This is a genomic window from Dyadobacter jiangsuensis, from assembly GCF_003014695.1.
Taxonomy (GTDB): Bacteria; Bacteroidota; Bacteroidia; order Cytophagales; family Spirosomataceae; genus Dyadobacter; species Dyadobacter jiangsuensis.
The window spans coordinates 83,597-104,202 of record NZ_PYAS01000003.1; the positions used below are offsets into that span (position 1 = coordinate 83,597).

Below are 20,606 nucleotides of genomic sequence, written 5' to 3' on the forward strand. Positions count from 1 at the left end.
TTAGACTTAATTCAAATAATACACAAATGTATCACAAATCGGATAACTTACAACGCATTCACGTAACCCGACGGGCTTACACCGAACTGTTTCTGAAAATCGCGGGAGAAGTTGGTCGGCACGCTGTATCCCACCATATCCGCCACCTCGTTGATCTTGTAATTCTTCTCTGCCAGCAGCTCGGCCGCTTTTTTGAGGCGTGAAAGGTTGATCAGCTCATTGGGCGTCATGTCGGAAATACCCTTGATCTTCCGGTAAAGAGTAGGGCGGCTCATATTCATTTTGGAAGAAAGCATATCCACGTCCAGGTCGCTGTCGGCGATGTGAGCCGTGATAATCGCATTGAGCTGTTCTAGAAAATCCTTGTCTGCCCGGGAGAATGCAATACCCTTGATATGCGTAAGCGGCGAGCGTGCGAAGTAATCCTTGATGATATCGCGGTTTTGCAGCAGGTTGGATATCTGCGCCGACAAATGATCGAGCGAGAACGGCTTTTCGATATAGGCATCCGCACCCACTTCCAGGCCCTCGATTTTCGAGCTGATCGAGTTTTTGGCTGTCAGTAAAATAATAGGAATGTGGCTGAAACGGACGTCGTTTTTCATCTCCCGGCACAACGCAATGCCGTCCATTACCGGCATCATAATATCGCTGATCACGAGGTGGATATTCTCTTCCTGCAACAGGTCGATGGCCTGCCGTCCGTCCCCGGCCCTGAAAATGTTGTATTCCAAGGCCAGCTCCCGCCCCAGATAGCCCAGGATTTCAGTATTGTCTTCTACCAGCAGCACATTGGGTTTGTTGGGACTGGCTGGCGCTTGTTCGGCCATTTGAGCGTTATCGGCGTCAGCGGGTTCGTCGGATTCCCTGTTCAAATCCAGCTCGTAATCCTGGTGAATGGGTATCGAAAGCAGGAAAGTGTTTTGGTCGAGCTCAGAGCGTTTCAGTTCGAGCGTACCCTTGTGCAACTCCGCGAGGGAGCGTGCGAGCGGGAGGCCTATGCCGGTTCCTTGCTCCTTGCTGTTGCCCTCGGCACGGTAAAATGGCTCGAAAATACGGTCGCGGTCGTCGTAGCCGATGAGCGGGCCATCGTTGGTGAACTCGATGTGGAAGAGCAAATCGTCGCTGTTGAACGGCGAAAGCTTCACTTTGACGTTGCTCTCGGCATATTTGATCGCATTATTCACCAGGTTGCTGGTGATCTTTTTGCAGGCTTCTTCATCCACGAATGCCTGTAAGGTAATGCGCGGCAGTTCGAGTTTGTATTGCAATTGCTTTTGCTCGGCCGCCGGACGGAACGTCGAGAAAACGTCGCTCAGCAGGTCGTTAATGTCGGTTTTGGTAAAATTAAGGCTGTAATTGTTGGCCTCGGCTTTGCGGAAGTCGAGAAGCTGGTTGGTCAGGTCAATCAGTCGGGAGGTGTTTTTATCAATCATATTCAGACTCTCAATCATTTCGGGATCCGACTTCCTGGTCGCCAGCAGCTTGTCGAGCGGCATTTTGATCAGCGTGAGCGGCGTGCGGATCTCGTGCGCCACATTGGTAAAAAAGTCGATCTTGGCATTATAAATCTCCCGCTCTTTACCCATTTCGATTGTCTCGATCTGTCGCCGGCTCTTCTCATGGAGGGCGAGGAAATAATAACGGAAAATCACTACAATAATACTCACAACCAGCACCACATAAAAAAGGTAGGCCCAGCCAGTCGCCCAAACGGGCGGCAGAATGGTAATGCGCAGCCTGGTTTCGCGGTTATTCCAAAGGCCGTCATTGTTGGCGCCGCGGATTTTTAAGGTATAATCGCCCGGAGGCAGCTTTGAAAAATGGATGCGTCGGCTGCCGTGAAACGGCACCCATTCTTTGGTAAGGCCTTCGAGCTGGTATTGGTAAGAATTCTCCCCGGGGATAACGTAGCTCAGCACGGCCACATCGAAACTCAGGCTCGAACTCTGGTAAGGCAGGGTGAGCTCGCTGGCATACATGATCGACTGTTTCAGCGGCGCATCCTCCTGCCGTACGTCGACATCGCGGTTATTGACCTGCAACCGGGTAATGTAAACCGGTGGGACGAATGCATTCCGCAGCAACTCCGACGGCTTGAAGCCCACCATTCCCGCCACGGTGCCGAAATACAGGGTGCCGTCCGGGTCCTTGTACGACGAGTTGTAGTTGAACTGGTCGGTAGGCAGGCCGTTGCCCATGTGGAAATTGGTGAAGTGGTCGGTGCGACCGTCGAGCTTCGCGAGCCCGCGTGAGGTAGTGATCCAAAAATTACCTCCATTGTCTTCCAGGATGCGGAAAACCTGGTTATCGGGCAGGCCGTTGGTCTTGCGGTAGTTCCGGAATTGCCCGGTAGCGGGGTTATAGCGCGATAGGCCGTGCTCGGTGCAAAGCCAGATGCTCTTGTCGGAGCTTTGGTAAATGCTGTTGACGTAGTTGTCGGGCAGGCCGCCGGGCTGATCGGCACTGTATCGCAAATACCCCTTTTTCAGTGTTTTGGGGTTGAAATACCGAACCCCGCCTCCGTAGCTCGCCGTCCAGATCGTCGCTTCGTCGTCCTCGTGAATACTCTGAACCTGTGTGTTGAAGAACGGCAGCCGTGTAAAATCGTCGGTATCGCGGTTGTATTGGCATAGGCCCCCCCAGGTGCCCACGAGAATGTCGCCGGAGCGTGTTTTGTAGATGGTCACTATAAAATTACTGCTCAATGACCGCGGGCTGGACGTCAAATTATAATGCCGTACCACCCGCCCGGTGCGCAGGTCCATTACGTCGAGCCCGTGTTCGTAGGTGCCTATCCAAAGCTCGTCGCCGTCGACCACCATTCCGTGCAGGTTGCGGTAGGCAATGCTTCCCGGCCGACCATCGGGCAGGAATGCTTTGAACTGCCCCGTGCGAACATCGAGGCGGTTGAGTCCCGCATCCTCGGTACCGATCCATAAATGGCCGTTTTGATCCTTGGTGATCTCGTGCACAATGCTCCCGCTGATGCTGTTGCCGGGTTTTGGGAAAAACTTGCGGAAGTTGTTGAACTGGGTCGAATAGTAATTGATGCCGCCAAACTGCGTCGTAATCCATATTCCGCCCTCGCGGTCGCGCAGGATGGAGTTGACGATATTGTCGGTAATGGAGTAGCGGTTGAATTGCTCACGCACGATGTGCTGGGAGCGGCCGGAGATCAGGTCGAGAATGTGCAGTCCCGATTCGGTACCGAGCCAGAACTCGCGGTCGTTTTTTTGGAAAATGGTATGCACCTGCACGTCGCCGTCCGGCAAACCGGCAGCTGAAAGGTTACGGACCTGTTTTTTGGCAAAATTCAGCAGCAGGACTTTCTTCATCGTGCCGATCAGCAGCGCGGTGTCGCCCACGGCATGCACAGTGGTGGAACCGTAGACATCCCTGATGCCCGACATTTCTTCCAGGTTGAACGCCTCGAAACGCCCGGTATCCTGGTGGTAATGCCGCAGAACGCCATTGCTGCATGCCACCCACACCGCTCCGGCAGGCGATATATGCAGAGAAACAGGCTGGTCGCCACCGAGGTCAATGCGCGCGACGCGGCCTGTGCGTATGTGATAGCGGTACAATGTGCGATCGGAGACGATCCAGATGTTGCCGTTGCGGTCGCCCCGGATTTCGAGCACTTCTCCCGCAGGGATCAGTTTGAAGGCGTCGAAGCGGTCGGCTACTGGATCGTAGCGGTATACGCCTCGGTGCGTGCCTACCCAGAGTTTTTCGGAGGCATCTTCATATAATGCAAAAATGGAGTTGCTGCCGATACTCAGGGAATCCCCTGCAATGCTCTGGAAAATCCGGAAATTATGGCCGTCGAAGCGGTTGAGGCCATTGCGGCTCGCAAACCACATGAAGCCTTTTTTGTCCTGCACCATCTTGCCCACGGCATTGCCCGAAAGGCCGTCGGAGACCTGGTAATTCCTGAAATAGAACGGAATATCCTGCGCGATGGCCTGCGTGGCCACGGAGAGGAACAGCAGGATGGAAATAAGTATTCTCACCAATTTAAGCTACATATAAACACACGACCCGACACAACCAATATGTAAAGATATCCACTAAAATCTTAGTTAAATCATAAAAATCAGGGGTGAGACATTTTGATTCAAAATTGAGACAAAACGATCATTCCGTTATCTGCTAAACCCGGAACTTCGCAGCGGTCTTAATTAATCCAATATTATAATTAAAAAGTAACAACGCTGCGGAGCCTTTCACCTAACTATCCTTCATGAAAATGAAATTATACAAATCTACCGGCCAGGGCAGACGCCTGCTGCCGGTCGGGCATTCCCTGGCGCGGGCAACCGCATGGCTGGGCTGTCTGCTGCTGATACTTTCGGCCTGGCAAGCCAGCGCACAGAACACCGTGCAAATTTCGGGTAAAATTTTGGATTCCAAGGACGTTTTGCCCGGCGTGGCTATTTTGGAGAAGGGTACCAACAACGGGACCGTCTCCGAAGCCAACGGAACATTTAAGCTGGAAGTGAGCAATGCGAATGCTACGCTGGTGATCTCCAATGTAGGTTATGTAACCCAGGAAATAGCCCTCGCGGGCAAGACTTACCTGGAAGTAAATCTCGCCGAGGACCAGAAAACCCTGAACGAAGTAGTCGTGATCGGCTATGGCTCTTTGAATAAAAAGGAGGTTTCCAGCGCCATTACGCACCTTTCGGGCAAGGATTTGCTGCGTGTGGGCGGCAATAACCCGTTGATGGCCATTCAGGGTAAGGTAGCGGGGCTTTCGGTGACCAATACGGCGGCTGCCGATCCGAATTCTTCGCCTAACATCCAGTTACGCGGGGCTTCGTCGCGCAGTGCGGGTCTGGGGCCATTGTTTGTGATCAACGGCGTTCCGGGCGGTAATATCGACAACATCAACCAGAACGAGATCGAGTCGATCGACGTCCTGAAAGGCGGCGCGGCATCGGCCATTTACGGTACACGCGGCAGCAACGGTGTGATCGTGATCACGACCAAAAAGGGTTCGGAAAGCTCGCGTATATTCTATGACGGTTATACCACTTTCGACTGGGCTACCAACCAGCTGGAAGTACTTTCGAAAGACGATTTCCTGGCCCACAAGCGCGGCGTAGATTTCGGGGGTAACACCAACTGGATGAACGAAGTAAAGCGAAACCCGTCGTTTTCGCACAAGCATACCCTCCAATTCTCGGGCGGTAATGGCAAAACGAACTACTTCACTTCCCTCGATTACCGCGATGCGAACGGCCTCGACCTCCGTTCGAGCAAGCGCGAGTACGGCGGAAGGATCAATATCAACCACAAGACGGCCAATAACCTCGTCGAGCTGGCATTTACTGCTGCGCCACGCTATACCAAAAACAGCGATGCCGATTACAGCGGTTTCAATTACGCACTGACCCTGAACCCGACGCTCTCCGTACGCGACTCAGCCGGCAAGTATGCTTATCTGACATCCGGATTTTTTGCCAACAACCCGGTTGAAGTCGCAAAGGGCGTCAAATCGGACCGCGAGTACAAGCTCCTGGATATGAACGGTTCCGCGAAAATCAATATCCTCGAAAACCTGAACACCGTGGTGACGATCGGTGAAGTGAATTCTTCGATGAGAAGGTATTTGTTTACGCCTTCGACGCTGACAACCGTTATCAATGGCAGCAAACGCAACACGGGGGAGCAGATTTTGGAGGAAAACGACCAGAAGAGCTTCGAATGGATCGGCAACTATTACCTTGACCTCAACAAGCATTCCGTGAAGTTGCTCGGCGGGTATTCGTTCCAGTATTTCACATCTTCGGGTTTTAATGCGAAAAACGAAAATTTCCCTTCCAATGTATTGACCTACAATAACCTGGGTAGTGGATTGTGGAACTTGCAGCAGGGCATTAATAATGTAGGTTCTTATAAAAACTCTTCTAAGCTGATCGCGTTCTTCGGTCGTTTGAACTACGATTTCGACCAGAAATATTACCTGTCGGCCAGCTTGCGCCGCGAGGGTTCTTCGAAATTCGGCTATTCCAACAAGTGGGGCTACTTTCCGGCGGCATCCATAGCCTGGCGTGCTACCCAGGAGGGGTTCCTGAAAGATATTCCCTGGCTGAACGAACTGAAAGTGCGTGCGGATTACGGGGAGACGGGTAACCAGGATTTCGGTAACTATCTTTCGCTCGATACCTACGGTGGCTACGGCTACTATCTGTACAACGGCATCAACTACCAGGTTTGGGGCCCTAGCCAGAACACCAACTACGATTTGCGGTGGGAAAAGGCGGCGAACTTCAATGCCGGTCTGGATTTTGAGCTCTTCGGCAGCAAGGTTTCCGGTAGCTTGAACTACTATATCCGTACCAACCGCGACTTGTTGGGCAATTACAATGTATCCAACCCGCCGAACATTCAGGGGCAGACCTTCGCAAACGTGGGTACCATGCGTAACACCGGTATCGAGTTGCAGTTGAATGCCTCGGTACTCCACAAAGGCGCTTTCTCTTATGACCTGGGCTTCACCGGCGCTTACAACAACAACAAATTCGTATCGTTTTCCAACGCGCTTTTCCAAGGGCAAAAGTACATCGATGTCGTAGGCATGCCGGCTCCGGGTAGCCCGGGTACGTTGCAGCGCTTGCAGGAAGACACCCGCATCGGGAGCTTCTACGCGCTCAAATCGGCTGGCGTAAACGAGCAGGGCGTGTTGCTGGTGTACGACAAAAAGGGTGAAGTGATCCCTGGCAACCAGGCGACGAACGACGATAAGCAGTTTGTAGGAAACGGTCTGCCGAAGTTTACGATGGGTCTTTCCAATAATTTCAAATACAAAAAATGGGACCTGAGCGTATTCCTGCGCGGTGCGTTCGGCTATAAGCTGTTCAATACGTATGCATTTTACCTGGGAACGCCTGCGACGCAGGAGAATGCCAATGTGCTGAAATCGGCTTACGACGGCAGCAAATATTCGAAACTGACGAGCCCTGCGACCTATTCGTCCCTGTCGGATTACTTCCTCGAACCGGGCGGCTTCCTGAAAGTGGACAATGTGACGCTGAGTTATACCCAGCCGGTTCAGACGAAATTCCTGCAATCGGTGCGGATTTATGCGACGACCCGTAACCTGGCCACTTTCACGAAGTTTACCGGCGGGGACCCCGACCTGATCAACGTGAACGGCCTTTACCCCGGCGTGAACAAAAACAGCGACAACAACGGTACGCTCAACTATTATCCGTCGACAACCCAGTTGCTGCTGGGCGTTCAGCTTACCTTCTAACATTTTGAAATACAATGAAAAGCATTAATATATTCAAACATAAAACCCGGACCGGATGGTCGCTTATCGGAGCAGGCGTGCTGATGCTGGCCACGGTAGGCTGTACCAACCTCGATGAGGAACTGTACGACCGGATCACGTCCGGCAATTTCCTCCAAACCCGTGAAGATGTAACCCGCGATTTCCTGCGCGCATTCGAGCACAGCTATTGGAGCATTCAGGGCGGTAACACGTTCATGTTGCAGGAAAACAGCTCCGACGAGATCATGACTCCCAACCGCCAGGGCGACTGGTTCGACGGCGGGCAGTTCCAGCGCGTGCATTACCACACCTGGACGCCCAACGACGGCTTCACCGCCGATCCCTGGAATGCATTGTACGGAGGTGTGACCCTCGCTACCAACTCCCTCGAAGATTTGCAGGGGATCACCGATCCTTCCAAATTCGACATGACTCAGGCGGAGCTCGACGGGATGATCGCCGAGCTGCGCACGCTTCGTGCATGGCTGAACATCCGCCTGCTCGACTTCTACCGCAATATCGTAATCGTGACGAAGGTGAAAGGCGAAACCACCGGCGGACCGCAAGTGACGCCCCAGGAGGCATTTGCATTCATTGAGCAGGAGCTGAAAGAGTCGCTGCCGAAACTGCCGACGGTACAAAGCCTCGGCGCCAATGCGGTAGGTCGCTGGACGCAGGGCGGCGCGGCATCGTTGCTGGTGCGGTTATATCTCAATTCGAAAGTATATACCGGTACCGACCGTTTTGCTGATTGCGCCAAGCTCTCCCAGGAAATGATCGACGGCAAATATGGTACTTATGCCCTCGAATCGCGCTGGGATGCGCCGTTTGACTATAACAATGCCACTTCCAAAGAAACGGTATTCGGTTTCCCGGGTAGTTTCGGGCTTACCCACTGGCAATATGATGGCGGAATGTACTTCTGGATGCTGCCCAACCTGGCGCCGAACTATTTTGGCTTCACCGATTTTGGTAATGCCAACCCTAAATATGCCATGCAGCCGGGCCTTGATGTGGACGGAAAGGAGTATCCGCATGCATTGGGCAAGCCATTCGTGAAATTCCGGAAATACCCGGATGATGTCCGCTTGAAAAAATACAAAAACCTGGGTAACAGTAAGCGCGAGGGAATGTTCCTGCACGGCTACCTGACTTACACCAATTCGGCAGGCAAGCCCGACACCGTCCGTGGTTTCAAAGGGCCATATGCATTGTATTTCCGCGACCAGGTAGGCAAGTTTCTTGATGCAAAACCGGGCACTCCGATTGCCGACAAGACTTCTAACATGAACAATGCCGATAACAACTCGGGGATTTTCCCGGTGAAGTATCCGTTCTACCCAAGCGACGACCTGAACAAGATTGCTTCGGCCTATGCAGAGATCCGTTTCGCGGAAATCTACTATTCACTGGCTGAATGCAAGTACCGTGCGGGTGATAAGGCTGGTGCAGCCGCATTGCTGAATGCAGTCCGCAAGCGCAACTACCCGACCGGCTCGCCAAGCCTTTACAAAGCCGACGGAAGCCAGCTTACCGACCAGGAAATGCTCGACGAATGGGGCAGGGAGTTCCTCGTGGAAGGCCGCAGGCGTACCGACATGATCCGCTGGGGCGTATTCAATAAGGGTACCTGGTGGGACAAAACATCCGATGCCGACAACCATACTGAGATATTCCCGATCGGGCAAACGGTACTGAACTCGTCGCCGCAGCTCAAACAAAACCCCGGCTATTAATCAACCAATCGATTCCCGTCGACTTAAGTCGACGGCTAGAAATTAAACGATTGAATTTTAATCAATTCCCGTAGACTTGAGTCGACGGCTAGAAATTAAACGATTGAATTTTAATCAATTCCCGTCGACTTGAGTCGACGGATAAGAAATTAAACGATTGACTTTTAATCAATTCCCGTCGACTTGAGTCGACGGATATGAATAGACGATTAGAAATATGAATCAATCCCGTCGATTTGAATCGACAGACAAGATTGATGATCAGATCTTAACTAAAACCGATGACAGAACACCGTTACAAGGGGCGGCAGGATCAATCCTGCGCCCCAGACGGTGGATGCGCCTCCCGAGGGCGCATTTTTTATTTTTCTTGCATTTATATCGAAACTTTGTAATATTTATTCGGAGTGATTCAGGACTAATTATGACGCTAACTTGTTACATCAGAGGTGTTTTCATTTGCTTGATGGCGTTCCTGGGACCGTCCTGTTCCGTTCGGGGGCAGGTTAGCAAGATCCGCGAGCTGCAAATGAGCCTGCCAGCCATCCGTGATAGTTCGAACTACGTGGATGTTGTAAACCGGATTTCCCTACTTTTTTATGAACAAAATGCGGATAGCACGCTCTATTATGCGTTGAAAGCGCGTCAAATAGCCTACCGCAACGACTATGAAAGAGGCCGGGCGGACGCTACCAATAACCTGGGAGTGGTTTTTGATATCAAAGGTAATATCCAGCTGGCGCTGCGCTATTATAATGATGCGTATAACCAGTATGTTACACTGCGCGATTCTTCGAATATCGTGCAGACGCTCATGAATATCGGTTCGGTTTACAATATCAGCGGGCGGCATGATAAGGCGCAGGCCAATTATGACCGGGCAATGGCGTTGGGCGATCGCATCGAGCACGATTCCATTACGGCGTTGGTGATTTACAATTACATGCTGCTGTACCCTCAGAAATTCAGCAGCACCCGCCGCCGGGCGCTTATCGACCGCGCATACACGATTGCCGAAAAGTACCGGGACGTACGCCTCGAACTGGCGATCGACCAGCTGAGAGCGGCGGAACTCATCGACACCGGGCAACGGGGAAAAGGACTGGCATTTTTGGAGGAAACGCTCAACAAAGCCCTGGCATTGGAGCTGAATTACCTCAGTATGGACCTTTTACTCGATCTCGGCGATCATTATATAGCGGAAGACCGGAACCGGGCTATTCAGTTTTACAACAAAGCACTGGAACTCGCCGAACAGAAAAACTATCGCCTGTACGCGCGCGATGTATGCAAAAAGCTGTACGACTATTATGCGAGCCGGAAGGAGAATGCGGAAGCATTCATTTACAGCCAGAAACTCCTGAAACTGTTCGAAGAGCAGGCGGAGATCGACCGGGTATCGGGTATCGATTACATCGAATATGCCGTCAAGGATCAGCAGCTGGCTTCGGCAGAGTTGAAATCGCAGTACAATGCGCAGATGCTGACGCTGGCCGTGGCGGTGTGTGTGCTGACCTTGCTGAGCATTGTAGTGCTCTGGCGAAACTGGAAGCTGAGCAAGAAGACCAACCGCGTGCTGACCATGCAGTTCCGGCAACTGGAATCGACCACCGACGCTTTGGAACAAAGCAACCAGAACTACGCGCGGCTGATCAAGATTCTGGCGCATGACCTCCGCAACCCGATCGGGGGCATTAATGCATTGTGTTCGCTGCTGCAAGACGAGGACACTACGGCCGGGGAGGCGCAACAGTATGTAGAGCTGATCCGGGAATCGAGCACGACGTGTCTGCACATGATCAGCGACTTGTTGCAAACGGATTTTGATTTCAAAGAAACCGAATTGCACAAAAAGCCGGTCGATTTACCAGTTTTCCTGGACCACGCCGTGACCTTGCTGACATTTCGCGCCGCCGAAAAGAACCAGAAGCTCATTCTGGACGATCCCTCGCAGGCGGTCGTAAATGCTGATCCCGACAAGCTGTTGCGGGTTTTGAATAACCTCATCGTGAATGCCATCAAGTTCAGTCCGGATGGAGAGACAATCCGGGTCAAAATGACGGAGTCTGATAAGGGTATCACGATTTCCGTGGAGGATCACGGGCTGGGCATTCCCAAAGAGGCCATTCCCAACCTCTTCGATCCTTTTACGGCTTCCAGGCGACCTGGTACGGCCGGGGAACAGGCTTTTGGTTTGGGATTATATATTTCCAAACAGATCGTGGAAGCGCACGGCGGCAAGCTTTGGTTTAAAACTGAGGAGGGGAGCGGCACTACATTCTACATTTTCCTGCCCGGAGAGAATGTCGATTCACTCTCTCCGGCCTGAGCAGGCGTATTCATTATTTCTGTTTCAACTTCTCGTCGTAACGTTTTTTTAATCCGGCCAGGGATTTATCGTAACCTGCTTTGTCAAAAAATGCTTCGGGGCGGTACGGGTCAGCCGGCTTGTGTTTTTCGTGCAGCGAAAACTGGCTCGCATGGGACGACAGCCAGATGTCGAACTGCTCGTTTTTCATCACAGCCAACGTTTTTGCGTAATCTTTGCCCACCTCGGGATAGCCGGGCATCCCGGAGAGCTTGGTTTCGTCGAGAATGCTCGGCATATTGGCAATCAGTACCTTGTAGGCACGTTTTTCGTCCCTTACCGTAAATGAAAAACTGCTGGCACCGGGCGTATGGCCGGGGTGGTGCAGCAACTTCACCTGCATGGTGCCGAGCTTTATGATTTCTCCGTTTTTCAGCAGTTGATCGGGCTGGACCGGTTCGAAAGTAGCGCCATGGCTGCCTAATGCGTAGTCGGAAGCACCGCCGTCGATCATGGCTTTGGCGTCTTTTTCCTGGATCATGAATTTGGCCCCGGTAGCCTTCTTGATCGCCGCGATACCGGCAACGTGGTCGTAATGTGCGTGTGTGGCCAGCAAGATTTTGATATCCTCAAACTTGAAGCCCAGCGCCTGCACGTGCTTGCGGATGAGCGGTACCGATTCTTCGAGGCCGGTGTTGATCAGGATGTGCCCTTTCGGCGTGGCGATGAGGTAGCAAGCCAGGTCGTAAGTCCCTACGTAATAAAGGTTTCCGGCAATGCGGAACGGCCGGTAGTCTTTCGACCATTCCTGCTGAACGAATGGTAGTTTTCTCGGTTTATTTTGCGCCTGCGTGGCAAATGGAGTGAGAAGCGCTCCCGCGATGAGTGTTGTGACAATTGTTTTTTGAAGTGTCGGCATAGGATTGATGGTAAGCGCGCAAAGATATGGGCGGTGAGGCGGGTATGCAATGGCGTGGCGAGGGTTTTTGACCGCCGACCGCAGGCCCTTCTTAACAAACTCATAATAAATGCATAAACTCCGCGAAAAGTGAATGGCTGTTCTTTGTGCTACTATTTCACTTAATCAGTTTATGTTCACCATGAAGCCTTTATTTACTTATTCTGCGTTGGCAGGCTTGCTTGCGCTCGGTGCGTGTACCGACCACCGCGATCCTAACAGCCCGGACATTACCCTGCAAAACCGCTCGGTAACACCCGTGTTGGCCAAATTGCTCCCCGGCGCTACTTCCGGACGCGTTGCGGCAAGCAATGTGAAGCTTTTTTCACTCCTGAGCAGTGACGACCAGCTTGAACAATCACCTGCCTACGTTTTCGGCGGATCGGCTGATGGTGCGGGACTTTTCCAGAATGCTGATGGCAACTACACAATCCTGGTGAATAATGAAGATAACTTCTCCGTATCGCGCATTACGCTCGACAAGGGCTTCAAGCCGGTAAAAGGGGAGTATGTGCTCAATTCAGATGGTGGAACGTGGCGTTTGTGCTCTGCTACGCTGGTAACACCCGCCGAGCATGGCTTCGGTCCGGTGTTCCTGACTTCCGGTGAAAGCGGCCAGGAGTCCCGCACGCATGCGCTCAACGTGGATGCGAACGTAAGCCAGGCGAATATCTCCCGCGAAGTAGCCGGCCTTGGCCGTTGGAGCGCGGAAAATGCTGTCCCGCTTCCTAAAACGGCCTATCCGGGTAAAACCGTGATCGTGATCGGTGACGACGATTCGGATGTGAACGGCGGCCAGGTGGCGATGTATTTGTCGAATACCGTGGGCGACCTCGACAACGGGTCGCTTTACATGCTGAAACGCGCTGACGATAATCAGAAGGAAATGGATATGAAAACCGGCTCTACCTATGATGTGGAGTTTGTGAAAATCGATAACCACAAAACTTTGACCGGTGCGCAGATCAACGGAAAGGTGAATGATCTGAAAGCCATCAAATTCGGACGCGTGGAAGACGTGGATTACCGCAAGGGCGGAGCCGCGCAAGGCCGTGAGGTGATTTTTGCGGTAACAGGCCAGGAAGACAAAGGTGTGAATGCGGATTATGTGCGCTCAAAATATGGCCGCATTTACCGTGTTACACTCGATGCGAACGATCCGCTTAAAGGTAAACTGGAAGTATTGCTCGACGGTGACGACCGCAACGGTATCGCCAAAACTTTCCAGAACCCGGACAATGTTTGCGCCACTTTCGATTACGTGTATATCATGGAAGACCCGAATGGTTATGGTGACGAAAAACACGACGGTTATGTGTACCAATACAATCTGAATACCAAACAACTGACCCCGGTTCTCGAAATCGACCACCGTCGCACGGAGGCGGATGCGGCCAAATACAATGTAGGCGGTACTTCTGCATTCGGTTCATGGGAAAGCAGCGGGATGATCGACGTGTCGGATGTCACAGGCCGTCCGAACACATTCATGCTCGGCATTCAGGCGCACACATGGCGCGGTGATAAATATAAAGGTGTCGACGGCGGTTCTATCCGTAAATCGGAGAACCAGGCCAGCCAGCTCATCCTCATTGAAGGTCTGCCTCGTTAATTACATAGTTTTCAGACTCCTGGCCGGAATTTTCGGGTCAGGAGTTTTCCTTTTGCATTAATACCCACTCCTGCAACATGCTGAAATTCGAGCGTAACCCCAATTCATTGATCTACCGCCACAGGAGGCTGCTCTTTTCCCTATTCCTGATCATCGTCATTCCGCTGATCGTGTGCCTGATCTGGTGGCTGATAGGCCCGGTGTCGAAACAAGCGCCTGCGAAGGCGGTGAAACATACTTTTATGCAAAACATCACGGCACTCGACAGCGCCGTGAGCCGCTTGCAGGCCGATATCCGCGGAAAACGTCCCGCGGACGTTCAGGAATCTTTCAAACGTGCCCGCATTGCTTACAAGCGGGTCGAATTCATCTCGGCCTATTACAGCCCCGAAACCACCCGGGCCCTCAACGGCCCCAATATCCCCGAAGTCGATGACGATCTGCGCATCAATGAGCCGCAGGGTTTTCAGGTTTTGGAAGAAATGGTATTTCCCGAAGTCGCGGCGGATGCTTACCCCGACATGCTGCATGCCGCTAATGTGATTCGTGCCAACGTGAACCGCCTGCGCAAGATTTCAGAAACCAACGAGCTGACAGACAGCCATGTATTCGATGCCATGCGGCTGGAAATTTTCCGGGTTGTATCAATGGGCATCACCGGTTTCGATTCGCCCGTTGCATTTCACTCCCTGCCCGAAGTAGTCTCGGCGCTCGCGGGCGTGCAGGCGCAGTTGGTACATTATACTTCCCAAAATGCTGACAATGCACTAGCAGCACAGCTTGACAGCGCATTCAATGTTGCCATCGCCTACGTACGCAACGCGCGGGACTTCAATGCGTTCGACAGGTTGGTTTTTATCCGGGAATATGCCAATCCGCTCAGCGGCAGGTTGCTCGATGCGCAAAAGGCGCTGGGAATCCCCGTTTTTACAGACAAAAGATTGCTATCTCCGTCGGCACGCACGCTTACGGACTCCGGAGCATTCAATGCCAATTACTTCATCAACTTTGAAGAACAAGCCATGACTACCCAGCGCATTGCATTGGGTAAAATGCTGTTTTTCAGTCCGGTACTATCCAGGAACTCCGGCCGTACGTGCGCCACGTGCCACCAGCCCGACAGAGCGTTTACCGATGGTGAGCCCAAGAGCTTTGCGGTTGGTTTCAATGGCCAGCGGATCAGCCGCAATGCGCCTACCTTACTGAATGCCTCTTTCCAGGCCGCCCAGTTTGCCGATTCCCGCGTAACTTTCCTCGAAGACCAGGCGAGCGACGTGATCCGCAACCCCGATGAAATGCACGGCTCTTTACCCGACGCCGTGGCGGCATTGCGGAAGCAGGATGCGTCGCGCAAGCTTTTCGAAGAGGCCTATACTGATGGGGTGACAGAAAGCAACCTCAAAAACGCGATCGCCAGCTACATCCGCTCGCTGTCGTCGCTCGATTCACGCCTCGACCGCCATTTCCGTGGTTCGGAAAATGCATTGACTATCGAGGAAAAAGCCGGTTTTAACCTTTTTATGGGGAAGGCTAAATGCGCTACCTGCCATTTCTTTCCGCTATTCAACGGGACGGTGCCGCCTGCTTATCTTGAAACGGAGAGTGAGGTGCTTGGCACGCCTGCTACCGCCGAGGGCAAAATCGTCGATCCGGACGTCGGCAAATTTGTCCTTACGAAACGCGAGCCGCATCGTTACGCATTCAAAACACCCACCGTCCGTCACGTGGCGCTCACCGCGCCTTACATGCACAATGGTGTTTTCAAGACATTGGAAGAGGTGGTGGATTTCTACGATCGCGGCGGCGGGAATGGATTGGGGTTTAATCTGGAAAACCAGACATTACCTTTTGATAAACTGAGTTTGTCCGACTCCGAGAAGAAAGCGCTGGTTGCGTTTATGAAGATTTTGTAGCGTATTGTGATTGTTGTTACATCTCTACGGGATTTTTACAATGCACCCCTGCCGTTATCTTCTACCCATGTTGCGTGCCTGACGGCACTACTATCATGGACGCCCAATCGCGTTAGCGATGTAATATGGGTAGCTTGCGGCATTTCCAAAATCATTAAAAATGCCGGAGGCATGTAACACCAATTCTGACGATCAACATAATCGAATTTTCTGAACCCTTCCTGACAATAGGTTGTCAATCGGGTGTGGTTTATTTGAAGTAAATTAATATTCACTTCAAACAACAACCCTATGAACACGATCATCAGCAATGGGACCCCAATTAGTTATAACCTGTACGGCAACGGCCCGGCTACGTTGCTTTTTGTCCACGGCTCATTCATCGACCAGCGTTACTGGAAAGAACAGGTTTCTTTTTTCAAAGAAAAATACAAGGTCGTGACGATGGACCTGGCCGGGCACGGCGAGTCGGGAACGAACCGCGACGAATGGACGCTCCAAAGCATGGCCGACGACGTGGTCAACCTCATCAAGGAGCTGCACCTCGACGACGTGATCCTGATTGGGCATTCCCTCGGCGCGAACCTGAGCCTGATGGCGGCGGCCGCTTATCCTGGCCCGATTATCGGTTTTATCGCCATCGACAATTTTAAAAATCTCGCCACGCCGCTCCCCGCTGAATACGACAGTCAGGTGGAGGCAATCATTGAAAGCTCCAAAACTGCCTATGCCGACACCAATGAGCAATACGCCCGGATGGTACTCGTGTCAGCTGCAACACCGCTATGGATTACTGATAAGGTCGTAAATGCATTCCGGAATTCTTACGAGCCCATGGGCCAGCAAACTCTGCCGCAATTTTTCGTGATGGACCGGATCGAGCGGGCGGCTCTACCATTGCTCAAACCCAAACTGAACCTGATCAACGTCAATTACATGCCTACGAACGTGGATGCGTTGGAGAAGCATGCAGTGAATGGTTACACATTGATCGAAATCGCCGGTACCTGCCATTACCCGATGCTCGAATCACCCAAAGCATTGAATGAGGCTTTGGATGAGGTGATCGACGGTGTGCTGGAAGCGAAAATCATCGCGTAGCGGCCGTCAGTTTTGCGTACTCGCATTCGAGCGTCCGTATTTCTGCCGGTGACTTGGAGAGGTCGATGGCCCGGCGGTAGTGTTCAGCGGCTTGCTTCGCGGAAATGGGGGCGTAGAGGTAGCCGAGCAATGAATGGTAGTAGGTATTGTTTTCCAGCCCGAGCTTTTGCGCTTCCGTCAACCCCGCCTCGTGGCCATGTACTTTGGCATATGCGAACGTCCTGTTGAGGGCCGTCGTAGCCGAATACTCGATGATGATCAGCTGATTATATAGGTGCAGAATGTGCTCCCATTTCGGTGTGCCGGGTGGCGTGGTGTGCCAGTAGGCAATGCCCGCCTCGATGTGGTACTTGGATACTGCATTCCCCGAACAGGCATTGACGAGGTAGTAATGGCCGCGGTCGATCAGCTCCCTGTCCCACATGCGTTGGTCTTGCGCCTCGAAGAGAACCGTATGGCCATGATCGTTCAGCCGTGCCTCGAACCGGGAACTCTGGTAACACATCAATGCAAGCAAAGCTTCCACCTGGCGTGAGTTGGTAAGCGGGTTTTCGGTCAGCATGTGCGCAAGGCGCATGGCCTCCGCGCACAGATCCCTGCGTATGAGGATATTGCCGGATTTGGAAAAATAGCCTTCATTGAAAAGCAGGTACAGGGTGCGCAGCACGGCATCGATCCGCGCCTGTACATCGGCAGGCAATAGCGGGCCTATCCGGAACTGATCGTTCCGCAGGTTGGCGCGTGCCCGCAGGAGCCGCTTTTTGATGGCCTCGGGTTTGGAAAGAAACGCGTCTGCGATTTCGCTAATGCTGAAACCGCAGAGGATTTGCAACGCCAGGCTAATCTGGCTTTCAGGGGAATTGGCCGGGTTGCAAACTGCGAATATCATGGCGAGCTGGCTATCTGCGATCGTTTCGGCTGTAAAGTCGAATGCGGGCTCGGATTCGCCCGTGCTGCGCAGCAGGGCAGGAGAGACCTGCGTTTCGAAGATCCGCGTGTGTTTGAGATAATCCTTCGTTTTGTTTTTGGCCACGGTGTATAGCCAGGCGGTCGGATTGTCCGGTACGCCTTGCAATGGCCAGGTTTCGCTCGCTTTCAGGAAAGTTTCACTGACGATATCTTCCGCGATTTCAATGTGTTTTAATCCAAAATGACGGCACAGTACCGCCGTCATTTTGGTGTATTCTTTTCTGAAAAGGCCGGGCAGTATTTCGGGGTTTTCAGCCATTGCGAAAGCTATTTACGCTGTACGATTTCCCTCACCTCGATATTTCCCCCGATTTTGAATATCGGGTTGGCCTTCGCAAGCTCCACGGCCTCGTCGATCGTCTCGGTTCTGACGATCACATAGCCGCTTACAAACTCCTTGATTTCGGTAAAAGGGCCGTCGGTAACCACATTATCCGCGTATACCGTTTTGGCGCTTTCATTGGACAGCGTGTTACCCTTGTCGGCGAGCTTGTTTTGCGCGGCAATGCCCGCGAGCCAGTTCATACGCTCCTGTATCTGCTCGGGCGTAGGGCGAAAGTCGGTCTGGTTGTCGAGCCGGAAGATCAATGCAAATTCTTTCATGATAGCTATTGGTTTGATTTCCCCTATGACGACCGGGCTGTCGTGGCGGGGACAATGCAATCTGAATTAAACCGGATTGCAACAAAAACGCAAGCCGGTCGTCTACGCATTGTCAAGTGTAAGCAACGGCTTCACATCCAAAAACAAAAGAGCAGGCGTTTCGTCTGCTCTTTTTTAGTGTTTCAAAAACGGAAAGTGTTTTACAGCTTGTAGCGGACGATGAAGGTGTTGTCTATGTCGGCGACGCCGATTAACTGGACATTGTTGAAGGTAGCGGTACCTCTGAACCAGCCAGTCGCGTAAACATAACCTGAGGCGACGCAAATTCTGTTCACACGGTCGTTCCCGGTGCCGCCATCCGACACCATGAACCGGCCGGTAGCATTGAGTTCCGTGGGATCAACTTCGGTAATGAGGATGTCAATGTTCCCTATACCAATTTTCTCCTGACCTGTCGCCATCGGGAAGCGAGCTTTGTCTTCAAATGAGCCGGCGAGCAGGATATTGCCGTTGGTACTGAGCGCAATGCCGCCGTGGAAATCGTCCTTCAATTCATTGAAACCATTTTTTGCTTTTTGTACTTCTCCGTTAGCATTCCATTTTCCCAGGTACACATTTTTAAATGTAGAGGCCGGCAAGCTCAGTTCGGTGATATTTCCATCGTGCATGCCCGTCACGTATACATTCTTTGAAGCATCGACCACAATGTCGTAGGTAAAATCGTCGGCGCCGGAACCTGCCCGCTTTGCCCACTGGAACTGACCGGAATTTGGGGCCCATTTAGTTACAAATACATCGTACCCTGCCGGCGCGGAAATAGGCTGCGCAATACCCTGGAATGCTATCGACCCCGCGAATGCCCCGGTGAGATAGATATTGCCATCCGTATCGAAAGCCATATCTTCAACCTGTTGTTCATTGCTACCTCCGAATATCGTCGGCTGAGCGAATGCTCCGGTGGATGGATCCACTGACACGAGGAAGCCGTCAGTACCGTTTGCCGATGACGTGGCTCCGCCAAAATCAATATTGCCGGTGACGAAGCCTGTCAGGTATATTTTGTTGTTGAAATAGGCAATAGAGCGTCCCTGGTCTTTGTCGGAGCCGCCAAATGTTTTGATCCACTGACGGAGGCCAGTCGAACCGTTAAATTTGGCGACAAAGCCGTCAAGGCCGCCTTTGGGGGTTATGCTTTCCCCCACGAGTGCGCCTGCCAGGAAACCTGTTACGAACACATTGCCGCTGGCATCCACTGCGAGGCCGTTAGCGTGGTCATCGGTTATGCTTCCACCGCCGGTTACCCATTGACATTGCATGGCACTGTTGTATTTGGCCACAAAGAAGTCCCGGGAGCCGGATTGTGATGTGTAGGATTTACCATTACCCAACTGGATCGTGCCCGCGGCTTCACCACAGATGTAGATGTTACCGCTGCCATCCACGAAAATATCCGTTGTAAAGCTGCTTCCATTTGAAATGCTGACCGCATTGGTGCTCGGTACCTGTGCTTTGATTACGATCGTATAAGATTGGGTATCGGTCGCATTTTCGTCGTTTTTGGCCGTCAAAGTAACCACGTAGCTGCCTGCATTGGAGTAGGTGTGGACGGGATTTTGAGCCGTGCTGGTGTTGGTATCAGAACCGGTGTCGCCAAAGTCCCAGGTATAAGTCGTAGCGTTTTTCGACTGGTTATTGAATGTAACCGTCGCGGGAGCGATGCTGTCGTTCGTAATAGTGTATTTGAAATCAGCTTCCGGTGCCGATGCTGCCGCGGCGTCGATCTTAACCGACCGGGTTTCCCCGCTCGTGCCGCCGTCGACGCCTTTGACCATCAGTTTAACCTCATAAACTTTCCCCGATGTAAATGTGTGTTTAATTTCGTTTCCTGATGCGGTCTGCAACGGACTTCCGTCGTTGAAATCCCATTGCAAGCCAGCGGCATTCTCCGACTCGCTCGTAAATGTAACTTCACAAGGTGCCTGACAGCCGTTTTCCGGTGTGAATTTAAACTTGGCCACCGGTTTCAGAGGCATGTCGATGTGGCAACCGAAAGTGGTCGCTGCAAGGAGTGTGTAAACTAAAAATCGCTTCATTGAATGCATATCGGTGGAAGGTGAGATA

11 protein-coding genes are annotated in these 20,606 nt (G+C 52.2%); 6 read left to right on the top strand and 5 right to left on the bottom strand.

The window, feature by feature from the left end; genetic code table 11:
• Positions 1-47: 47 nt before the first annotated feature.
• Entirely contained in the window at positions 48-4,016 is a 3,969-nt protein-coding gene (locus CLV60_RS06465) for a hybrid sensor histidine kinase/response regulator transcription factor (protein ID WP_229210841.1), read from the bottom strand.
• Positions 4,017-4,252: 236 nt separating this feature from the next.
• On the opposite strand from CLV60_RS06465, the gene CLV60_RS06470 reads away from it, so the two are divergent.
• The 3 genes from CLV60_RS06470 to CLV60_RS06480 all read left to right on the top strand — a co-directional run bounded on the left by CLV60_RS06470 (position 4,253) and on the right by CLV60_RS06480 (position 11,350).
• Positions 4,253-7,264, top strand: coding sequence for a SusC/RagA family TonB-linked outer membrane protein (locus CLV60_RS06470; protein WP_229210842.1), 3,012 nt, complete (start codon positions 4,253-4,255; stop codon positions 7,262-7,264).
• A 14-nt stretch (positions 7,265-7,278) separates the two neighbouring features.
• Positions 7,279-9,021 carry a RagB/SusD family nutrient uptake outer membrane protein gene (locus CLV60_RS06475; protein WP_229210843.1) on the top strand — a complete coding sequence of 581 codons (1,743 nt, stop codon included), beginning with the start codon at positions 7,279-7,281 and terminating at the stop codon, positions 9,019-9,021.
• Between the two features lie 466 nt (positions 9,022-9,487).
• Positions 9,488-11,350, top strand: coding sequence for an ATP-binding protein (locus CLV60_RS06480; protein ID WP_170118722.1), 1,863 nt, complete (start codon positions 9,488-9,490; stop codon positions 11,348-11,350).
• A 13-nt stretch (positions 11,351-11,363) separates the two neighbouring features.
• Here the strand turns inward: CLV60_RS06480 and bla are convergent, their stop codons facing one another.
• Positions 11,364-12,248, bottom strand: a complete 885-nt coding sequence (gene bla, locus CLV60_RS06485; RefSeq protein WP_106594571.1) for a subclass B3 metallo-beta-lactamase — start codon at positions 12,246-12,248, stop codon at positions 11,364-11,366.
• A gap of 181 nt (positions 12,249-12,429) precedes the next feature.
• On the opposite strand from bla, the gene CLV60_RS06490 reads away from it, so the two are divergent.
• The 3 genes from CLV60_RS06490 (at position 12,430) to CLV60_RS06500 (ending at position 16,913) form a co-directional block, all read left to right on the top strand.
• Complete coding sequence (locus CLV60_RS06490; RefSeq protein ID WP_106594939.1) at positions 12,430-13,899, top strand: hypothetical protein; 1,470 nt, start codon at positions 12,430-12,432, stop codon at positions 13,897-13,899.
• Positions 13,900-13,976: 77 nt separating this feature from the next.
• Positions 13,977-15,812, top strand: coding sequence for a cytochrome-c peroxidase (locus CLV60_RS06495; protein WP_106594572.1), 1,836 nt, complete (start codon positions 13,977-13,979; stop codon positions 15,810-15,812).
• 291 nt (positions 15,813-16,103) lie between these two features.
• Positions 16,104-16,913 (top strand): alpha/beta fold hydrolase, encoded by an 810-nt coding sequence (locus tag CLV60_RS06500; RefSeq protein ID WP_106594573.1) that lies wholly within the window; start codon positions 16,104-16,106, stop codon positions 16,911-16,913.
• Here the strand turns inward: CLV60_RS06500 and CLV60_RS06505 are convergent.
• The 3 genes from CLV60_RS06505 to CLV60_RS06515 all read right to left on the bottom strand — a co-directional run bounded on the left by CLV60_RS06505 (position 16,903) and on the right by CLV60_RS06515 (position 20,578).
• Positions 16,903-18,141 carry an RNA polymerase sigma factor gene (locus CLV60_RS06505; RefSeq protein WP_106594574.1) on the bottom strand — a complete coding sequence of 413 codons (1,239 nt, stop codon included), beginning with the start codon at positions 18,139-18,141 and terminating at the stop codon, positions 16,903-16,905. The genes CLV60_RS06500 and CLV60_RS06505 overlap by 11 nt on opposite strands.
• Positions 18,142-18,149: 8 nt before the next feature.
• Positions 18,150-18,485, bottom strand: coding sequence for a YciI family protein (locus CLV60_RS06510; protein ID WP_106594575.1), 336 nt, complete (start codon positions 18,483-18,485; stop codon positions 18,150-18,152).
• A 200-nt stretch (positions 18,486-18,685) separates the two neighbouring features.
• On the bottom strand, positions 18,686-20,578 hold the full coding sequence (locus CLV60_RS06515; RefSeq protein WP_170118723.1) for a PKD domain-containing protein: 1,893 nt from the start codon (positions 20,576-20,578) through the stop codon (positions 18,686-18,688).
• Positions 20,579-20,606 lie beyond the last annotated feature (28 nt).

Coding starts and splice junctions, on each gene's coding strand:
- CLV60_RS06470 (WP_229210842.1), top strand. CDS start 4,253: ATGAAATTATACAAATCTACCGGCCAGGGCAGACGCCTGCTGCCGGTC.
- CLV60_RS06475 (WP_229210843.1), top strand. CDS start 7,279: ATGAAAAGCATTAATATATTCAAACATAAAACCCGGACCGGATGGTCG.
- CLV60_RS06480 (WP_170118722.1), top strand. CDS start 9,488: ATGGCGTTCCTGGGACCGTCCTGTTCCGTTCGGGGGCAGGTTAGCAAG.
- bla (WP_106594571.1), bottom strand. CDS start 12,248: ATGCCGACACTTCAAAAAACAATTGTCACAACACTCATCGCGGGAGCG.
- CLV60_RS06490 (WP_106594939.1), top strand. CDS start 12,430: ATGAAGCCTTTATTTACTTATTCTGCGTTGGCAGGCTTGCTTGCGCTC.
- CLV60_RS06495 (WP_106594572.1), top strand. CDS start 13,977: ATGCTGAAATTCGAGCGTAACCCCAATTCATTGATCTACCGCCACAGG.
- CLV60_RS06500 (WP_106594573.1), top strand. CDS start 16,104: ATGAACACGATCATCAGCAATGGGACCCCAATTAGTTATAACCTGTAC.
- CLV60_RS06505 (WP_106594574.1), bottom strand. CDS start 18,141: ATGGCTGAAAACCCCGAAATACTGCCCGGCCTTTTCAGAAAAGAATAC.
- CLV60_RS06510 (WP_106594575.1), bottom strand. CDS start 18,485: ATGAAAGAATTTGCATTGATCTTCCGGCTCGACAACCAGACCGACTTT.
- CLV60_RS06515 (WP_170118723.1), bottom strand. CDS start 20,578: ATGAAGCGATTTTTAGTTTACACACTCCTTGCAGCGACCACTTTCGGT.